This is a genomic window from Pseudomonas sp. JL2 (genome assembly GCF_031570495.1).
In the GTDB taxonomy this organism is placed as follows: Bacteria; Pseudomonadota; Gammaproteobacteria; order Pseudomonadales; family Pseudomonadaceae; genus Aquipseudomonas; species Aquipseudomonas rhizophila.
On the sequence record NZ_JAKUDH010000009.1, the window covers coordinates 1 to 15,513 of the forward strand.

Here is a 15,513-nt window from a genome sequence, read left to right on the forward strand (position 1 = left end):
AGCCCTCGCAGGGTGTGGGGGTGACCATCTCATTAATGCCCGTATCAAGCGATACGGGCATTTTTTGATGCTACAGCGTTCGGGTGATCAACCCGTCAGGCCGGCCTGCTGAACCAGGGTCAGCAACGGCTGCGGGTACACACCGAGGAAGAACGCCAGTACGGCGATAGCCAGCAGCATCACGCCGCCTGCCTTCTGTTCCCAGTGCAACTCGGCATCGTGGCGACGCAGGTTCGGTTCCATCAGGTACAGGGTGACCATGACGCGCAGGTAGTAGAACACGCCGATGGCACTGCCCAGCACCAGGGAGCCGACCAGCCACCATTGGTGAGCCTCGACGCCGGTGGCGATGATGTAGAACTTGCCGATGAAGCCGGCGGTCAGCGGGATGCCGGCCAGGGACAGCATCATCACGGTCAGCACGGCGGTCAGGTACGGACGGCGCCAGAACAGGCCGCGGTATTCGTACAGTGCGTCGGCGTCACGGCCGTTGTACGGCGAGGACATCAGGGTGATCACGCCGAACGCGCCGAGGCTGGTGATCACGTAGGTGACCAGGTACACGCCGATGGCTTCTACCGCCAGGCCCTTGCTGGCGATCAGCGCGATCAGCAGGTAACCGAAGTGGGCGATGGACGAGTAACCCAGCAGACGCTTGAGGTTGCTCTGGGTCAGCGCCAGCAGGTTACCGAACAGAATCGACGCGATGGCAATGATGGTCAGCACGTCACTCAGCACACCGCTGCTGGCCACTGGCGAGATCTGGAACAACCGCACCATCACCGCGAACACTGCGACTTTCGACGCGGTGGCCAAGAACGCCGCCACCGGTGCTGGGGCGCCTTCGTAGACGTCCGGGGTCCAGAGGTGGAAAGGCACCAGCGACAGCTTGAACGCCAGGCCGATCAGCATCATGCCCAGGCCCAGTTGCGCGATCGGGCTAGGCAGGCCGGTGGCCGCCAGGGCCTGACCGATGCCGACGAAGCTCAGGGTGCCGGCTTCGGCGTAGAGCAGGGCCATGCCGAACAACAGGAACGCGGAACCGGCGGCCGACAGCACCATGTACTTGATGCCGGCTTCCAGGGAGCGCTTGTTGAAGAAGGCATAGGCCACCAGACCGTAGACCGGCACCGACAGCAGCTCCAGACCGATGAACAGGCTGGCCAGGTGCTGCGCGCTGACCAGGACCAGGCCACCGGCGGCGGCCATCAGGATCAGCAGGTACAGTTCTTCACGGTTGCCCGGGTAACCCGTACCGCCATCGCCGAGGTAGGCGTGGGCGAGGGTGACGCAGGCGAGGGTGGCGACCAGGATCAGCGCCATGTACAGGCACGCGAAGCTGTCGATCTGCAACAGCGGGGTGACCGCCAGCGGCGCGACTTTCAGGGCCGGCAAAATCGACAGCAGGGCCAGGTTCAGCCCCGCCACCGACAGCAGGAAGGTCTGTGAGTGATTGCGCCGCCAAGCGATCGCCAGCATCACCACGATGATCGTGGCGCTGGTGATCAACAGCGGCGCAAGCGCGATAAAGTGTTGAATCGTGAATTCCATAGCGCTCTTACCGGGCCGAAGCGAGTTGAGAGAAGGCGGTGCCGAGCCACTGCTGCACGCCATGCATCGTGGCGGCAGAGGTGTCGAGGAACGGTTGCGGGTAGACGCCGAGGTAAACCAGCAGCACCGCAAGGCCGAGCACCATGATCAGTTCGCGACCGTCCATGCCGCGCAGCACTTCATCCGACTTGGTCGGGCCGAAGTAGGCGCGGTGGATCATGATCAGCGAGTAGACCGAACCGAACACCAGGCCAGAGGTGGCGATGGCGGTGATCCACGGAGCGCTGACGAACGAGCCGATCAGGATCAGGAACTCGCCGACGAAGTTACCGGTGCCCGGCAGGCCCAGGGACGCCGCGGCGAAGAACAGACTGATGGCCGGCAGGTAAGCGATGCGCGACCAGATACCGCCCATCTCACGCATGTCCCGAGTGTGCAGACGCTCGTACAACTGGCCGCTGAGGATAAACAGTGCCGCAGCCGACAGGCCGTGGGCCAGCATCTGGATCACCGCGCCTTGCAGGGCCAACTGGCTGCCGGAGTAGATCCCGATCAGCACAAAGCCCATGTGCGAAACACTGGAGAAGGCGATCAGGCGCTTGATGTCGGTCTGGGCGAACGCCAGGAACGCACCGTAGAAAATCCCGATCAGACCCAGGGTCATGGCAATCGGCGCGAACTCGGCCGAGGCATTGGGGAACAGCGGCAGGGCGAAGCGCAGCAGGCCGTAGGCGGCGGTTTTGAGCAGGATACCGGCCAGGTCCACGGAACCTGCGGTCGGCGCCTGGGCGTGGGCGTCCGGCAGCCAGGAGTGGAACGGCACCACCGGCAGCTTCACCGCGAAGGCGATGAAGAAGCCCAGCATCAGCACGTACTCGGTGGTGCGCGACATCTGCACTTTCAACAGGTCGGCGTAGTTGAAGGTAATCACGCCGGTGTTGTTGAAGTTGACCAGCACCAGGCCAAGGATCGCCACCAGCATGATCAGGCCGGAAGCCTGGGTGAAGATGAAGAACTTGGTCGCCGCGTAGATCCGGGTTTTCTTGCCGTCCGAAGAACTGTGACCCCAGAGCGCGATGAGGAAGTACATCGGCACCAGCATCATTTCCCAGAAGAAGAAGAACATGAACAGGTCCAGCGCCAGGAACACGCCGACGACACCGCCCAGGATCCACATCAGGTTCAGGTGGAAGAAACCGACGTGACGCTGGATCTCTTTCCAGGAGCACAGGACCGAGAGGATACCCAGCAGGCCGGTCAGCAGGATCATCAGCAGCGACAGGCCGTCGAGAGCCAGATGCACGCTGATACCGAAGCGTTCGATCCAGATGTGCTTGAACTCAAGCGCCCAGGTTGGATCGGCGCCAGGGGCCGGAGCAAATGAATAGTCGCCGGTCGCCCAGAGCCAGAGGCCGAGTGCGAGTTCCAGGGACATGGTCAGCAGCGCAATCCAGCGCGGGAGGGTGGAGCTTGAACGCTCCGCCATCCAGCACAGCAGGCCGCCGATGAAGGGGATCAGGATTAGCCAGGGCAGAATCATGACGGGCTCGTTTCCTTTCGCAAGTTCGCAAGGTTCATATCAGACCGCTACCAGCACGATGGCGCCGATAACCAGCACGGCGCCAGCCGCCATGGAAGCCGCATACCAACGCAGTTGACCGGTCTCGGTACGGCTCAGGGCAGTGTGGCCGCCCTTGGCCATGCGCGGGATCAGGCCAATGGTCTGGTCGAGCGGGTCTTTGCGCAGAATGTGGCTGATCGCAAGGTATGGCTTGACGAACAGTTTGTCGTAGATCCAGTCGAATCCCCAGGCAGCGAACCACCAGGCCGAAAGGAACCGCCCGATGCCGCTGTTGGCGATCGCCGTGACGAAGCGACGCTTGCCCAGGAACAGCAGGGCGGCCAGCAGGATACCGGCCAGGGCGATGGCGCCCGAAGCGATTTCCAGGCTGTGCTTGGCGTCGCCGCCGGCATGGCCGACGCTTTGCGGCAGGACATCGGCCAGCGGTGGCGTGATCATTGCGCCGACGAAGGTCGACAGCACGATCAGCACCGACAGTGGCAGCCAGTGGGCAATGCCGTGGCCAGCGTGGGCTTCGGTCTTGGCTTCACCGTGGAACGCGATGAAGATCAGGCGGAAGGTGTACAGCGAGGTCATGAACGCACCCACCAGGCCGGCATAGAGCAGACCCTGGTTACCGCTGGCGAACGCTTCCCAGAGGATCTCGTCCTTGGAGTAGAAACCGGCGGTGACCAGTGGCAGGGCCGCCAGGGCCGCGCCGCCGACGATGAAGCTGGCGTAGGCCAGTGGCAGTTTCTTCCACAGGCCGCCCATCTTGAAGATGTTCTGCTCGTGGTGGCAGGCAACGATCACCGCACCGGAAGCAAGGAACAGCAGCGCCTTGAAGAAGGCGTGGGTCATCAGGTGGAAGATCGCGCCTTCCCAGGCGCCGACGCCCAGGGCCAGGAACATGTAGCCGATCTGGCTCATGGTCGAGTAGGCGAGGATACGCTTGATGTCGGTCTGGACCAGGGCTGCGAAACCGGCCAGCACCAATGTCACGCCGCCGACGATGCCGACCAGGTGCAGGATGTCTGGCGCCAGGGCGAACAGGCCGTGGGTACGGGCGATCAGGTAGACACCGGCGGTCACCATGGTTGCGGCGTGGATCAGTGCCGAAACCGGGGTAGGGCCAGCCATCGCATCCGCCAGCCAGGTCTGCAACGGCAGTTGCGCGGATTTACCGACAGCGCCGCCCAGCAGCATCAGGGTCGCCAGGACGATCCAGAAGTCGCCGGCCTGGAAGTGCTGCGGAGCACGTACCAGCAGCTCCTGGATGTTCAGCGTGCCCAGTTGCTGGAACAGGATGAACAGGCCGATGGCCATGAACACGTCGCCGATCCGGGTCACGATGAACGCCTTGAGCGCCGCGTTACCGTTGTTGCGGTTGCTGTAGTAGAAACCGATCAGCAGGTACGAGCACAGGCCCACGCCTTCCCAGCCGAAGTACAGGAACAGCAGGTTATCGCCGAGCACCAGGAACAGCATGCTGGCGATGAACAGGTTGGTGTAGGCGAAGAAGCGCGAGTAACCGGCTTCGCCGCGCATGTACCAGGAGGCGAACAGGTGGATCAGGAAACCCACGCCGACCACCACGCCCAGCATGGTCACCGACAGGCCATCCAGGTACAGGGCGAAGTTCGGCGTGAAGCCTTCCACCGCCATCCACTGCCACAGCACCTGCACGTACGCGCCACCTTCAGGCGGGGCGACGTTGAACTGCCAGATCACGTAGGCCGTGACGATGGCAGACAGGCCGATGGACCCCACGCCAACCAGCGCCGAAAGGTTTTCCGACCAGCGTCCACGAGAGAACGACAGCAGCAGGAAACCGATGAGGGGAAATACGAAAGTCAGAAAGAGTAGGTTCATCCGCGCATCTCGCTGGCAGCGTCGATATCGAGAGTGTGGAAGCGGCGATACAGCTGCAACAGAATCGCCAGGCCGATACTGGCCTCAGCGGCTGCCAGGCTGATCACCAGGATGAACATGACTTGTCCATCCGGCTGCGCCCAGCGAGCGCCCGCGACGATGAAGGCCAGGGCGGAGGCATTCATCATGACCTCCAGGCTCATCAGCACGAACAGAATGTTGCGGCGGACCATCAGGCCGACCAGACCGAGGCAGAACAGGATGCCGGCAACCGCCAGACCATGCTCGAGAGGGATAGCAGGCATGTGATTACTCCTTCGCCTCGTTACGGCCCAAATGGAACGCCGTGACGGCTGCGGCAAGCAGCAGCATCGAGGCGAGTTCGACCACCAGCAGGTACGGACCGAACAGGCTGATGCCCACGGCCTTGGCGTCTACGGTGGTGTGGCCGATGGCCTGGCCGCTCTGGTGAGCGAACAGTACATACAGCAGTTCACCCAGCAGCAGCGCGGCGAGAATCACCGGCCCCGCCCAGATGCCCGGCTTGAGCCAGGAACGTTCTTGCTGCACCGAGGCCGGGCCCAGGTTCAGCATCATCACCACGAACACGAACAGCACCATGATGGCGCCGGCGTAGGCGATCACTTCCAGCGCACCGGCAAACGGCGCACCGAGGCTGAAGAAGGTCATGGCCACGGCGATCAGCGAGATGATCAGGTAGAGCAGGGCGTGCACAGGGTTGGTGTTGGTGACCACTCGAAGCGTGGAGACCACCGCGATACCCGATGCGAAATAGAAAGCGAATTCCATCTTTCTTCCTTAAGGCAGCAAGCTCTTCACGTTGATCGGTTCGGCTTCATTTTGCGCGGCGCCTTTTGGCTTACCGGCAATGGCCATACCTGCAACACGATAGAAGTTGTAATCAGGGTTTTTACCGGGACCGGAAATCAGCAGATCTTCTTTCTCGTACACCAGGTCCTGACGTTTGAACTCGGCCATTTCGAAATCCGGCGTGAGCTGGATCGCGGTGGTCGGGCACGCTTCCTCGCAGAGGCCGCAGAAAATGCAGCGCGAGAAGTTGATACGGAAAAAGTCCGGGTACCAGCGACCGTCTTCGGTTTCGGCTTTCTGCAACGAGATGCAGCCCACCGGGCACGCTACGGCGCACAGGTTGCAGGCCACGCAGCGTTCTTCGCCGTCGGGGTCGCGGGTCAGGACGATGCGGCCGCGATAACGCGGCGGCAGGTAGACCGCTTCTTCAGGGTATTGCAGGGTGTCGCGCTTGCGAAAGCCATGGCCGAAGATCATGACCAGGCTTCGCAGTTGGGTACCGGTACCCTTAACGATGTCGCCAATATATTTGAACATGGGTCAAATCCTCACTGAACCGCGGCCGCAGGCGTGTTCATCAACACGATCGCAGCGGTCACCAGCAAATTGATCAGGGTCAGCGGCAGGCAGAATTTCCAGCTGAAGTCCATCACCTGGTCGTAGCGCGGGCGCGGGATCGAGGCGCGCAGCAGGACGAACAGCATGATGAAGAACGCGGTCTTCAGGGCGAACCAGACGAAGGACAGTTGCGGCAGGATGCCGAACGGACCGTGCCAGCCACCGAAGAACAACGTCACCAGCAGTGCCGAGATCAGGATGATGCCGATGTATTCACCGACGAAAAACATGCCCCATTTCATGCCGGCATATTCGATGTGATAACCGTCGGCCAGTTCCTGTTCCGCTTCCGGTTGGTCGAAGGGGTGACGGTGAGTCACGGCCACGCCGGCCACGAAAAAGGTACAGAAACCGAAGAACTGCGGAATGATGAACCACAGGTTCTGGGCCTGGTACTCGACGATGTCGCGCATGTTGAACGAGCCGGCCTGGACCACCACGCCCATGAGCGCCAGGCCCATGAACACTTCGTAGGACACAGTCTGGGCCGAGGCCCGCAGGCTGCCCAGCAGGGCGAACTTGTTGTTGCTCGACCAGCCGGCGAACAGCACCGCATACACCGACAGACCCGCCATGGCGAAGAAGAACAGCAGGCCGATGTTCAGGTCCGCCACGCCCCAGGTCGGGGTGATCGGGATGATCGCGAAGGCGATCAGCAAGGCGCTCATGGCCACGACCGGTGCCAGGGTGAAGATCACCTTGTCGGCAAACGGCGGCGTCCAGTCTTCCTTGAAGAACATCTTGATCATGTCGGCGGCGATCTGGAACATGCCGAACGGGCCGACGCGGTTCGGACCGTAACGGTCCTGCCACCAGCCCAGCAGGCGACGTTCGACGAAACTCAGCAGCGCACCGCAGACCACCACGGCCAGCAGAATCACGATGGCCTTGAGAACCGTCAGGATCACGTCGATCACTTCAGGGGTAAACCAGCTCATTGCGCTGCCTCCTGCAGACCGTCGACGGTTTTGCCGAATATCGCCGGTGGAATACCCGCCAGGCCAGCCGGCAGGGCCACCAGGCCGGCGCCCAGTTCTTCATTGATGCGCAGCGGCAGACGCAAGGTCTGGCCCGCGACGTTCAGGCTCAGCAGGGCACCGTCGTTGACGCCCAGGCGATCGGCTTCGGACTTGGCCAGCGACACGTAGGCGGCCGGGATGCGTTCCTGGACCGGAGCGGCTTTGGAAGAGTTCTCTTCACTGCCGAACAGGTGATGGAACGGTACGACCTGCCAGGTGCCCGGTGCCGGGTTGAAGGCGCGCGGCACGCTGGCGAACCAGCTCAGGCCATCGCCCTGGCTTTCGATCAGGCGAGTGCCCGGGTCACCGGCACGCAGGTGACCGCCGACTTCGTCCTGGAACTTGTTCCAGGCTTGCGGCGAGTTCCAGCCCGGCGACCAGGCGAACGGCACTTGCGAGCGCGGTTCGGCGGAGCCCGAGTAACCTTCCATGGAGAACGAGAACGCAGTGTCGTTGTCCTGGGAGGTCCGTGGTTCGTGGACGCTGATGTCGGCGCGCATCGCGGTGCGACCGGAGTAGCGCAGCGGTTCGCGGGCCAGCTTCAGGCCCTTGATGCGGAACGCGGCCGATGGCGCGGCATCGACGATGCGAGCCAGTTGCGGGCTGCTCGAAGCGACGGCGGCGGTGACATGGTCCAGTTGCGTCCAGTCGATCGGCTGGTTCAGCAAGGTGGCGCGCAGGGCATGCAGCCAGCGCCAGCCTTCATGGACCAGGATGCTGGCGTCCAGGTAAGTCGGGTCGAACACCTGGAAGAAGCGCTGGGCGCGACCTTCCTGGCTGACCAGCGTACCGTCGCCTTCAGCGAAGCTCGCCGCCGGCAGCACCAGGTGGGCGCGGTCGGTGGTGGCGGTTTTCTGGTGGTCGGCAACGATCAGCACTTTCGCGGCATTCAGGGCAGCGTCCACCCGGGCCTTGTCGGTGCGGGTGTACAGGTCGTTTTCCAGCACCACGATGGCGTCGGCGCTGCCGTCGATCACCGCTTGCAGGGCCGCGTCCAGCGACTCGCCACCGAGCATGGCCAGGCCGAGGCTGTTGGCTTCCGGCACGATCAGGCTGATGGAACCGTTCTTCTCGCGCAGCTTCAGCGCCTTGGCGATGTTGGCGGCGGCTTCGATCAGTGCCTTGGAACCCAACGAGGTGCCGGCGATGATCAGTGGGCGTTTGGCCGCGAGCAGGGCGTCGGCGATACGCTGGGCCAGCGCGGCCGCTTCACTGTCCAAACCTTCGACGGCCGGGGCACTGGCGTCCAGGGCGTGGGCCACGGCAAAACCGATGCGCGCCAGGTCATCCGGTGCTGCGTGGACGCATTCTTCGGCGACGTCGTCGAGCTTGGTTTCAGCCAGGCTGGCAATGAACAGCGGGTTCAGCGCGTGCTGGCCGATGTTCTTCACGGCGGCATCGAGCCATGGCTGTACGCGCATGGCGTCGGCCATGTCTTCAGCCTTGCCCTTGACCGACTGGCGCAGGGCCAGGGCCATGCGCGCGGCGGTCTGGGTCAGGTCTTCACCCAGGACGAACACCGCATCGTGGTCTTCGATGTCACGCATCGTCGGCACGGGCAGCGGGCTGTCCTTGAGCACTTGCAGGACCAGGCGGATGCGTTCCAGCTCACCGGCTTCGATGCCACTGTAGAAGTGCTCGGCGCCGACCAGTTCACGCAGGGCGTAGTTGCTTTCCAGGCTGGCACGTGGCGAACCGATACCGACGATGTTGCGCCCGCGCAGCAGTTCGGCGGCCTTGTCCAGCGCTTCGTCCAGGCTCAGCTTGGCGCCGTTGGCGAGCAATGGCTGGCGCGGACGATCCTTGCGGTTGACGTAGCCATAGCCGAAACGGCCACGGTCGCACAGGAAGTACTGGTTCACCGAACCGTTGAAGCGGTTCTCGATGCGACGCAGTTCGCCGTAGCGTTCGCCCGGGGATATGTTGCAACCGCTGGAGCAGCCATGGCAGATGCTCGGCGAAAACTGCATGTCCCACTTGCGGTTGTAGCGCTCGGAGTGAGTCTTGTCGGTGAACACACCGGTCGGGCAGACCTCGGTGAGGTTGCCGGAGAACTCGCTTTCCAGGGTGCCGTCTTCAACGCGACCGAAGTACACGTTGTCGTGGGCGCCGAACACGCCCAGGTCGGTGCCGCCGGCATAGTCCTTGTAGAAACGCACGCAGCGGTAGCAGGCGATGCAGCGGTTCATCTCGTGGGAGATGAACGGGCCCAGTTGCTGGTTCTGGTGGGTGCGCTTGGTGAAGCGATAACGGCGCTCGTTGTGGCCGGTCATCACCGTCATGTCTTGCAGGTGGCAGTGGCCGCCTTCCTCACAGACCGGGCAGTCGTGAGGGTGGTTGGTCATCAGCCATTCGACGACGCTGGCGCGAAACACTTTCGCTTCTTCGTCGTCGATGGAGATCCAGCTGCCGTCGGTGGCGGGGGTCATGCAGGACATGACGATCCGACCACGCTTGTCGTTTTCGTCGGTGTACTGCTTGACCGCGCATTGGCGACAGGCGCCTACGCTGCCAAGGGCGGGGTGCCAGCAGAAATAAGGGATGTCGAGGCCCAGGGACAGACATGCCTGTAACAGGTTGTCTGCGCCATCGACTTCGAGCTCTTTGCCGTCTACGTGGATAGTGGCCATGGTTCAAAGTTCTTCGTTGGCCCGGTGTCAGCGGGCGTGGCTAATGGAATCTTGTTATTCGTCCGAATCCAAACAGCCTTTCAAAGGCGTCATCGGACGAAAGGCGAAGGGCACGGACCCTTCGCCTTTTAAAGCGTCGTTACGCGCCGACCATGGTCGGCGTGACCACCTGATTGAGATCGCCTGCGCGCGTTGGCGCGATGCCGGCCTCGAATTCAGAGCGGAAGTATTTGATCGCGCTGCCCAACGGCTCCACGGCACCCGGTGCATGAGCACAGAAGGTCTTGCCCGGGCCGAGGAAACCCACCAGACCCAGCAGGGTCTCGATGTCGCCGGCCTGGCCTTCGCCGTTTTCAATGGCGCGCAGCAGCTTGACGCTCCACGGCAGGCCATCGCGGCAAGGGGTGCAGAAACCGCACGATTCACGGGAGAAGAATTCTTCCATGTTGCGCAGCAGGGAAACCATGTTGACGCTGTCGTCCACCGCCATGGCCAGACCGGTACCCATACGGGTGCCCACTTTGGCGATGCCGCCGGCGTACATCTGTGCGTCCAGGTGTTCCGGCAACAGGAAACCGGTGCCAGCGCCGCCGGGCTGCCAGCACTTGAGCTTGTAACCGTCGCGCATGCCGCCGGCGTAGTCTTCGAACAGCTCGCGGCCGGTTACGCCGAATGGCAGTTCCCACAGGCCAGGGTTCTTGACCTTGCCGGAGAAGCCCATGAGCTTGGTGCCCATGTCTTCGCTGCCGTCGCGGGCCAGGGATTTGTACCAGTCGACGCCGTCGGCAATGATCGCCGGCACGTTGCACAGGGTCTCGACGTTGTTCACGCAGGTCGGCTTGCCCCACACGCCGACGGCGGCAGGGAAGGGCGGCTTGGAACGCGGGTTGGCGCGGCGGCCTTCCAGGGAGTTGATCAGTGCGGTTTCTTCACCGCAGATGTAGCGCCCGGCACCGGTGTGGACGAACAGCTCGAAATCAAAGCCCGAACCCAGGATGTTCTTGCCCAAGAGGCCAGCGGCCTTGGCTTCTTCCACGGCACGGTTCAGGTGCTTGGCGGCGGTGGTGTATTCGCCGCGCAGGAAGATGTAGCCACGGTAGGTTTTCAACGCACGGGCACTGATCAGCATGCCTTCGATCAGCAGATGGGGCAGTTGCTCCATCAGCATGCGGTCTTTCCAGGTGTTGGGCTCCATTTCATCCGCGTTGCACAGCAGGTAGCGGATGTTGATGGACTCGTCCTTGGGCATCAGGCCCCACTTCACGCCAGTGGGGAAGCCGGCACCGCCGCGACCCTTGAGGCCGGAGTCTTTGACGGTCTGGACGATGTCGTCCTGGGCCATGTCGGTGAATGCCTTGCGCGCGGCGGCGTAGCCATTCTTGGCCTGGTATTCGTCCAGCCACACCGCTTCGCCGTCGTCACGCAGACGCCAGGTCAGGGGATGGGTTTCGGCCGAACGCTGGATGCGGTTGGCGGGCCCGAAGGAAGTCAGGGTCATACGTAGCCCTCCAGCAGTTTGGCGACGCCGTCAGGCTGGACGTCACCGAAGGTGTCGTCGTCGATCATCAGCGCCGGGGCCTTGTCGCAGTTGCCCAGGCAGCACACCGGCAGCAGGGTGAAGCGCCCGTCTGCGGTGGTCTGGCCCAGGCCGATGCCCAGCTTGTTCTGGATCTCGCCGACCACGGACTCGTGGCCGCCGATGTAGCAGACCATGCTGTCGCAGACGCGAATGATGTGGCGACCCACTGGCTGGCGGAAGATCTGGCTATAGAAGGTGGCAACACCTTCGACGTCGCTGGCCGGGATGCCGAGGATCTCGCCGATGGCGTAGAGCGCGCCGTCAGGCACCCAGCCACGCTCCTTCTGAACGATCTTCAGGGCTTCGATCGACGCCGCGCGCGGGTCTTCGTAGTGATGCAGCTCGTGCTCGATGGCCGAGCGCTCGGTTTCGCTCAGGGCGAAACGGTCTGTCTGGATAAGCGTGCTATTCATGCTTAGCGGTCCACGTCGGCCATAACGAAATCGATACTACCCAGGTACGCAATCATATCCGCGACCATGCTGCCTTTGATCACCGAAGGGATCTGCTGCAGGTGTGGGAAGCTTGGGGTGCGAATCCGGGTGCGGTAGCTCATGGTGCCGCCGTCGCTCGTCAGGTAATAACTGTTGATGCCCTTGGTCGCTTCGATCATCTGGAAGGACTCGTTGGCCGGCATGACCGGGCCCCACGAAACCTGCAGGAAGTGCGTGATCAGGGTCTCGATGTGTTGCAGCGTGCGCTCTTTGGGCGGCGGCGTGGTCAGCGGGTGATCCGCCTTGTACGGGCCTTCCGGCATGTTGCGCATGCACTGGTCGATGATCTTGATGCTCTGGCGCATCTCCTCGACGCGAACCATGCAGCGGTCATAGGCATCACCATTGACTGCCAGCGGTACTTCGAATTCGAAGTTTTCATAGCCGGAGTAAGGACGCGCCTTGCGCAGGTCGAAGTCGCAACCGGTGGAACGCAGGCCCGCACCGGTGACACCCCATTCCAGGGCCTCTTTGGTGTTGTAGGCGGCGACCCCGATGGTACGGCCCTTGAGGATGCTGTTCTGCAAGGCGGCCTTGGTGTATTCGTCCAGGCGCTTGGGCATCCATTCGACGAAATCCTTGACCAGCTTTTCCCAGCCCCGCGGCAGGTCGTGGGCAACCCCACCGATGCGGTACCAGGCCGGGTGCAGGCGGAAACCGGTGATGGCTTCGATCACCGTGTAGGCCTTCTGGCGGTCGGTGAAGGTGAAGAACACCGGGGTCATGGCGCCAACGTCCTGGATGTAGGTACCCAGGAACAGCAGGTGGCTGGTGATCCGGAAGAACTCGGCCATCATGATGCGGATGACGTCGACCTTTTCCGGCACCTTGATCCCGGCCAGTTTCTCGACCGAAAGCACGTACGGCAGGTTGTTCATCACGCCGCCGAGGTAATCGATGCGGTCGGTGTAGGGAATGTAGCTGTGCCAGGACTGGCGCTCGCCCATTTTCTCGGCGCCACGGTGGTGGTAACCGATGTCCGGGACGCAGTCGACGATCTCTTCGCCGTCCAGCTGCAGGATGATGCGGAATGCACCGTGGGCCGAAGGGTGGTTCGGGCCCAGGTTGAGGAACATGTAGTCCTCGTTCGCCCCGGAGCGTTTCATGCCCCAGTCTTCCGGCTTGAAGCGCGCGGCTTCTTCCTCGAGCTGTTGCTTGGCCAGGGACAGGCTGAACGGATCGAACTCGGTGGCGCGGGCCGGGAAGTCCTTGCGCAGCGGGTGACCTTCCCAGGTCGGCGGCATCATGATGCGCGTCAGGTGCGGGTGGCCGGGGAAATCGATCCCGAACATGTCCCACACTTCACGTTCGTACCAGTTGGCGTTCGGCCAGATACCGGTCACGGTCGGCACGCTGAGGTCGCTCTCGGACAAGGCGACCTTGATCATCACGTCACTATTACGTTCGATCGACATCAGGTGATAGAACACGGTGAAATCGACGCCGTCGGGCAGCCCTTGACGCTTGGTGCGCAGACGCTCGTCCACGCCATGCAAGTCATAGAGCATGACGTACGGCTTGGGCAGGTTGCGCAGGAAAGTCAGGACTTCGACGAGTTTGGCGCGGGCAACCCAAAGCACCGGCATGCCGGTGCGGGTCGGCTGGGCGGTGAACGCCTCGGGGCCAAAACGGTTGTTCAGTTCGACGACCACATCCTGGTCGTCTGCCTTGTAAGGCGGGATGTACAGAGCACTGCCTGTAGTCATGGTTATTTATCGCTTTCGGTCAACGTAAAGAATGAAGCCAGGTTCTCGTTTCTTATGCAGAGCAGAGCTGGATCAGACTTCGTCGGGGCTGCGCAGGTTGGTGACTGCGATACGCTGTTCGCGACGCTGTTCCTTTTGCGATGGCATCTCGGCGCGATAGACGCCTTGATCACCAACGACCCAGGACAGTGGGCGACGCTCCTGGCCAATCGACTCCTGCAACAGCATCAAGCCTTGCAGGAAAGCTTCAGGGCGAGGCGGGCAGCCAGGCACGTAGACGTCCACGGGCAGGAACTTGTCCACCCCTTGAACGACGGAATAGATGTCGTACATGCCACCGGAGTTGGCGCACGAACCCATGGAGATAACCCACTTCGGTTCGAGCATTTGCTCGTAGAGACGCTGGATGATCGGCGCCATCTTGATGAAGCAGGTCCCGGCAATAACCATGAAATCCGCCTGGCGCGGCGATGCCCGGATCACCTCGGCGCCAAAGCGCGCGATGTCGTGGGGCGCCGTGAAGGCGGTGGTCATTTCCACGTAGCAGCACGAAAGGCCGAAGTTGTACGGCCACAGGGAGTTCTTGCGACCCCAGTTGACCGTGTTGTTCAGCACGTCTTCGAGCTTGCCCATGAAGATGTTTTTGTGGACTTGATCTTCTAACGGATCGGAAACGGTTTCCCGCTCGCCAATCGGATACTGCTCGTTAGGAGCATCGGGGTCGATCCTGGTGAGATTGTATTGCATTGCCAAAGCCTCATTGTTTCAGCTTCGCTTGCCGCTTACGACGACCTTCCGGAGCCCAATCAAGAGCCCCCACCCGCCAAAGGTAGACAAGACCTGCCAACAGAATTGCTATGAAAACGAGAGCTTCGACGAATCCGGTCCAGCCGCTTTCGCGGACGGACACAGACCATGCAAAGAGAAAGAGGGCTTCGATATCGAAGATCACGAAGAGCATCGCGACCAGATAGAATTTGGCTGAGAGCCGCAAGCGGGCGCCACCGGTAGGCAGCATGCCGGACTCGAACGGTTCATTTTTGCTGCGGCCCCAGGCTTTTGACCCGAGCAGGCTCGACACGCCGAGCATGAAGGCACACAGGCCGACAACGCCCAGAAGGAAAATGGCAAAGCCCCAGTTGTGGGCCATGAGTCCTGTCGCTTCGGGCATGCTGGAAATCCTTAACAGAGAGCAAAGGTCTCTGAGCTTGAAAAGAAATAACGCAGTGACGATATGTCGCAGCAATCAATCGCGGTGATTTTATGGCTAAACACCGGGCAAGTAAAATTCCTATAGCGAAATTATTTATTGGAATAAGCACATAGCGTACCTCCAGGACCCTGCGGCCCCGGCCCCGTGGGCGTTGGCCGGCTGTTGATCAATAATATTTCGTGCGGAATGCAACAATGATAATGGCTTTCAAATGATAATTATTATTATCTGTGGCGGCCTTTCTGCTACGCACTTAGTGTTGTGTCCGAGGGGCAGCCTTACATTGCCGCTACTGCAATTGTCAGCGTCGGACGTTTTACTCCTTTTCGGACTGCCCAATACTGCGTTCGATCAATTTTTCTAACCGTGCGCCGCAGTTTTTTTGGGGGGCGGGCTCGGTGAAGGTTGGATCTGCATGGGGACTGCTCCTGTGGGAGCC

13 protein-coding genes are annotated in these 15,513 nt (G+C 61.8%); all 13 read right to left on the reverse strand.

All coding sequences use genetic code 11. The features are described from left to right. Positions 1-87: 87 nt before the first annotated feature. On the reverse strand, positions 88-1,551 hold the full coding sequence (gene nuoN, locus MKS85_RS13570; protein ID WP_047227742.1) for an NADH-quinone oxidoreductase subunit NuoN: 1,464 nt from the start codon (positions 1,549-1,551) through the stop codon (positions 88-90). A gap of 7 nt (positions 1,552-1,558) precedes the next feature. Further along, the gene (gene nuoM / locus MKS85_RS13575) at positions 1,559-3,091 is read right to left on the reverse strand and encodes an NADH-quinone oxidoreductase subunit M (RefSeq protein ID WP_047227741.1); all 1,533 of its coding nucleotides are present in this window, start codon (positions 3,089-3,091) and stop codon (positions 1,559-1,561) included. Between the two features lie 39 nt (positions 3,092-3,130). After that, entirely contained in the window at positions 3,131-4,984 is a 1,854-nt protein-coding gene (nuoL, locus tag MKS85_RS13580) for an NADH-quinone oxidoreductase subunit L (protein WP_107322295.1), read from the reverse strand. Then, on the reverse strand, positions 4,981-5,289 hold the full coding sequence (gene nuoK / locus MKS85_RS13585; RefSeq protein WP_044463936.1) for an NADH-quinone oxidoreductase subunit NuoK: 309 nt from the start codon (positions 5,287-5,289) through the stop codon (positions 4,981-4,983). The genes nuoL and nuoK overlap by 4 nt, the downstream gene beginning before the upstream one ends. Positions 5,290-5,293: 4 nt before the next feature. After that, a complete protein-coding gene (gene nuoJ / locus MKS85_RS13590; protein WP_047227739.1) occupies positions 5,294-5,794 on the reverse strand; it encodes an NADH-quinone oxidoreductase subunit J in 501 nt (166 codons plus the stop codon). Positions 5,795-5,803: 9 nt separating this feature from the next. Further along, a complete protein-coding gene (gene nuoI, locus MKS85_RS13595; protein WP_047227738.1) occupies positions 5,804-6,352 on the reverse strand; it encodes an NADH-quinone oxidoreductase subunit NuoI in 549 nt (182 codons plus the stop codon). Positions 6,353-6,363: 11 nt separating this feature from the next. After that, entirely contained in the window at positions 6,364-7,371 is a 1,008-nt protein-coding gene (gene nuoH, locus MKS85_RS13600; RefSeq protein ID WP_047227737.1) for an NADH-quinone oxidoreductase subunit NuoH, read from the reverse strand. After that, positions 7,368-10,082: an NADH-quinone oxidoreductase subunit NuoG gene (nuoG, locus tag MKS85_RS13605; RefSeq protein ID WP_047227736.1), complete on the reverse strand. Its 2,715-nt coding sequence runs from the start codon at positions 10,080-10,082 to the stop codon at positions 7,368-7,370. The genes nuoH and nuoG overlap by 4 nt, the downstream gene beginning before the upstream one ends. Before the next feature lie 139 nt (positions 10,083-10,221). Continuing rightward, on the reverse strand, positions 10,222-11,580 hold the full coding sequence (gene nuoF, locus MKS85_RS13610; RefSeq protein WP_076385483.1) for an NADH-quinone oxidoreductase subunit NuoF: 1,359 nt from the start codon (positions 11,578-11,580) through the stop codon (positions 10,222-10,224). Next, positions 11,577-12,074, reverse strand: a complete 498-nt coding sequence (nuoE, locus tag MKS85_RS13615; protein ID WP_003203372.1) for an NADH-quinone oxidoreductase subunit NuoE — start codon at positions 12,072-12,074, stop codon at positions 11,577-11,579. The genes nuoF and nuoE overlap by 4 nt, the downstream gene beginning before the upstream one ends. 2 nt (positions 12,075-12,076) lie before the next feature. Continuing rightward, positions 12,077-13,861 (reverse strand): NADH-quinone oxidoreductase subunit C/D, encoded by a 1,785-nt coding sequence (gene nuoC, locus MKS85_RS13620; protein ID WP_047227734.1) that lies wholly within the window; start codon positions 13,859-13,861, stop codon positions 12,077-12,079. Positions 13,862-13,933: 72 nt separating this feature from the next. Next, positions 13,934-14,608 carry an NADH-quinone oxidoreductase subunit B family protein gene (locus MKS85_RS13625; protein WP_047227733.1) on the reverse strand — a complete coding sequence of 225 codons (675 nt, stop codon included), beginning with the start codon at positions 14,606-14,608 and terminating at the stop codon, positions 13,934-13,936. A 10-nt stretch (positions 14,609-14,618) separates the two neighbouring features. Then, positions 14,619-15,032: an NADH-quinone oxidoreductase subunit A gene (locus tag MKS85_RS13630; protein WP_011062185.1), complete on the reverse strand. Its 414-nt coding sequence runs from the start codon at positions 15,030-15,032 to the stop codon at positions 14,619-14,621. Positions 15,033-15,513: the final 481 nt, after the last annotated feature.

Coding starts and splice junctions, on each gene's coding strand:
- nuoN (WP_047227742.1), bottom strand. CDS start 1,551: ATGGAATTCACGATTCAACACTTTATCGCGCTTGCGCCGCTGTTGATC.
- nuoM (WP_047227741.1), bottom strand. CDS start 3,091: ATGATTCTGCCCTGGCTAATCCTGATCCCCTTCATCGGCGGCCTGCTG.
- nuoL (WP_107322295.1), bottom strand. CDS start 4,984: ATGAACCTACTCTTTCTGACTTTCGTATTTCCCCTCATCGGTTTCCTG.
- nuoK (WP_044463936.1), bottom strand. CDS start 5,289: ATGCCTGCTATCCCTCTCGAGCATGGTCTGGCGGTTGCCGGCATCCTG.
- nuoJ (WP_047227739.1), bottom strand. CDS start 5,794: ATGGAATTCGCTTTCTATTTCGCATCGGGTATCGCGGTGGTCTCCACG.
- nuoI (WP_047227738.1), bottom strand. CDS start 6,352: ATGTTCAAATATATTGGCGACATCGTTAAGGGTACCGGTACCCAACTG.
- nuoH (WP_047227737.1), bottom strand. CDS start 7,371: ATGAGCTGGTTTACCCCTGAAGTGATCGACGTGATCCTGACGGTTCTC.
- nuoG (WP_047227736.1), bottom strand. CDS start 10,082: ATGGCCACTATCCACGTAGACGGCAAAGAGCTCGAAGTCGATGGCGCA.
- nuoF (WP_076385483.1), bottom strand. CDS start 11,580: ATGACCCTGACTTCCTTCGGGCCCGCCAACCGCATCCAGCGTTCGGCC.
- nuoE (WP_003203372.1), bottom strand. CDS start 12,074: ATGAATAGCACGCTTATCCAGACAGACCGTTTCGCCCTGAGCGAAACC.
- nuoC (WP_047227734.1), bottom strand. CDS start 13,861: ATGACTACAGGCAGTGCTCTGTACATCCCGCCTTACAAGGCAGACGAC.
- MKS85_RS13625 (WP_047227733.1), bottom strand. CDS start 14,608: ATGCAATACAATCTCACCAGGATCGACCCCGATGCTCCTAACGAGCAG.
- MKS85_RS13630 (WP_011062185.1), bottom strand. CDS start 15,032: ATGCCCGAAGCGACAGGACTCATGGCCCACAACTGGGGCTTTGCCATT.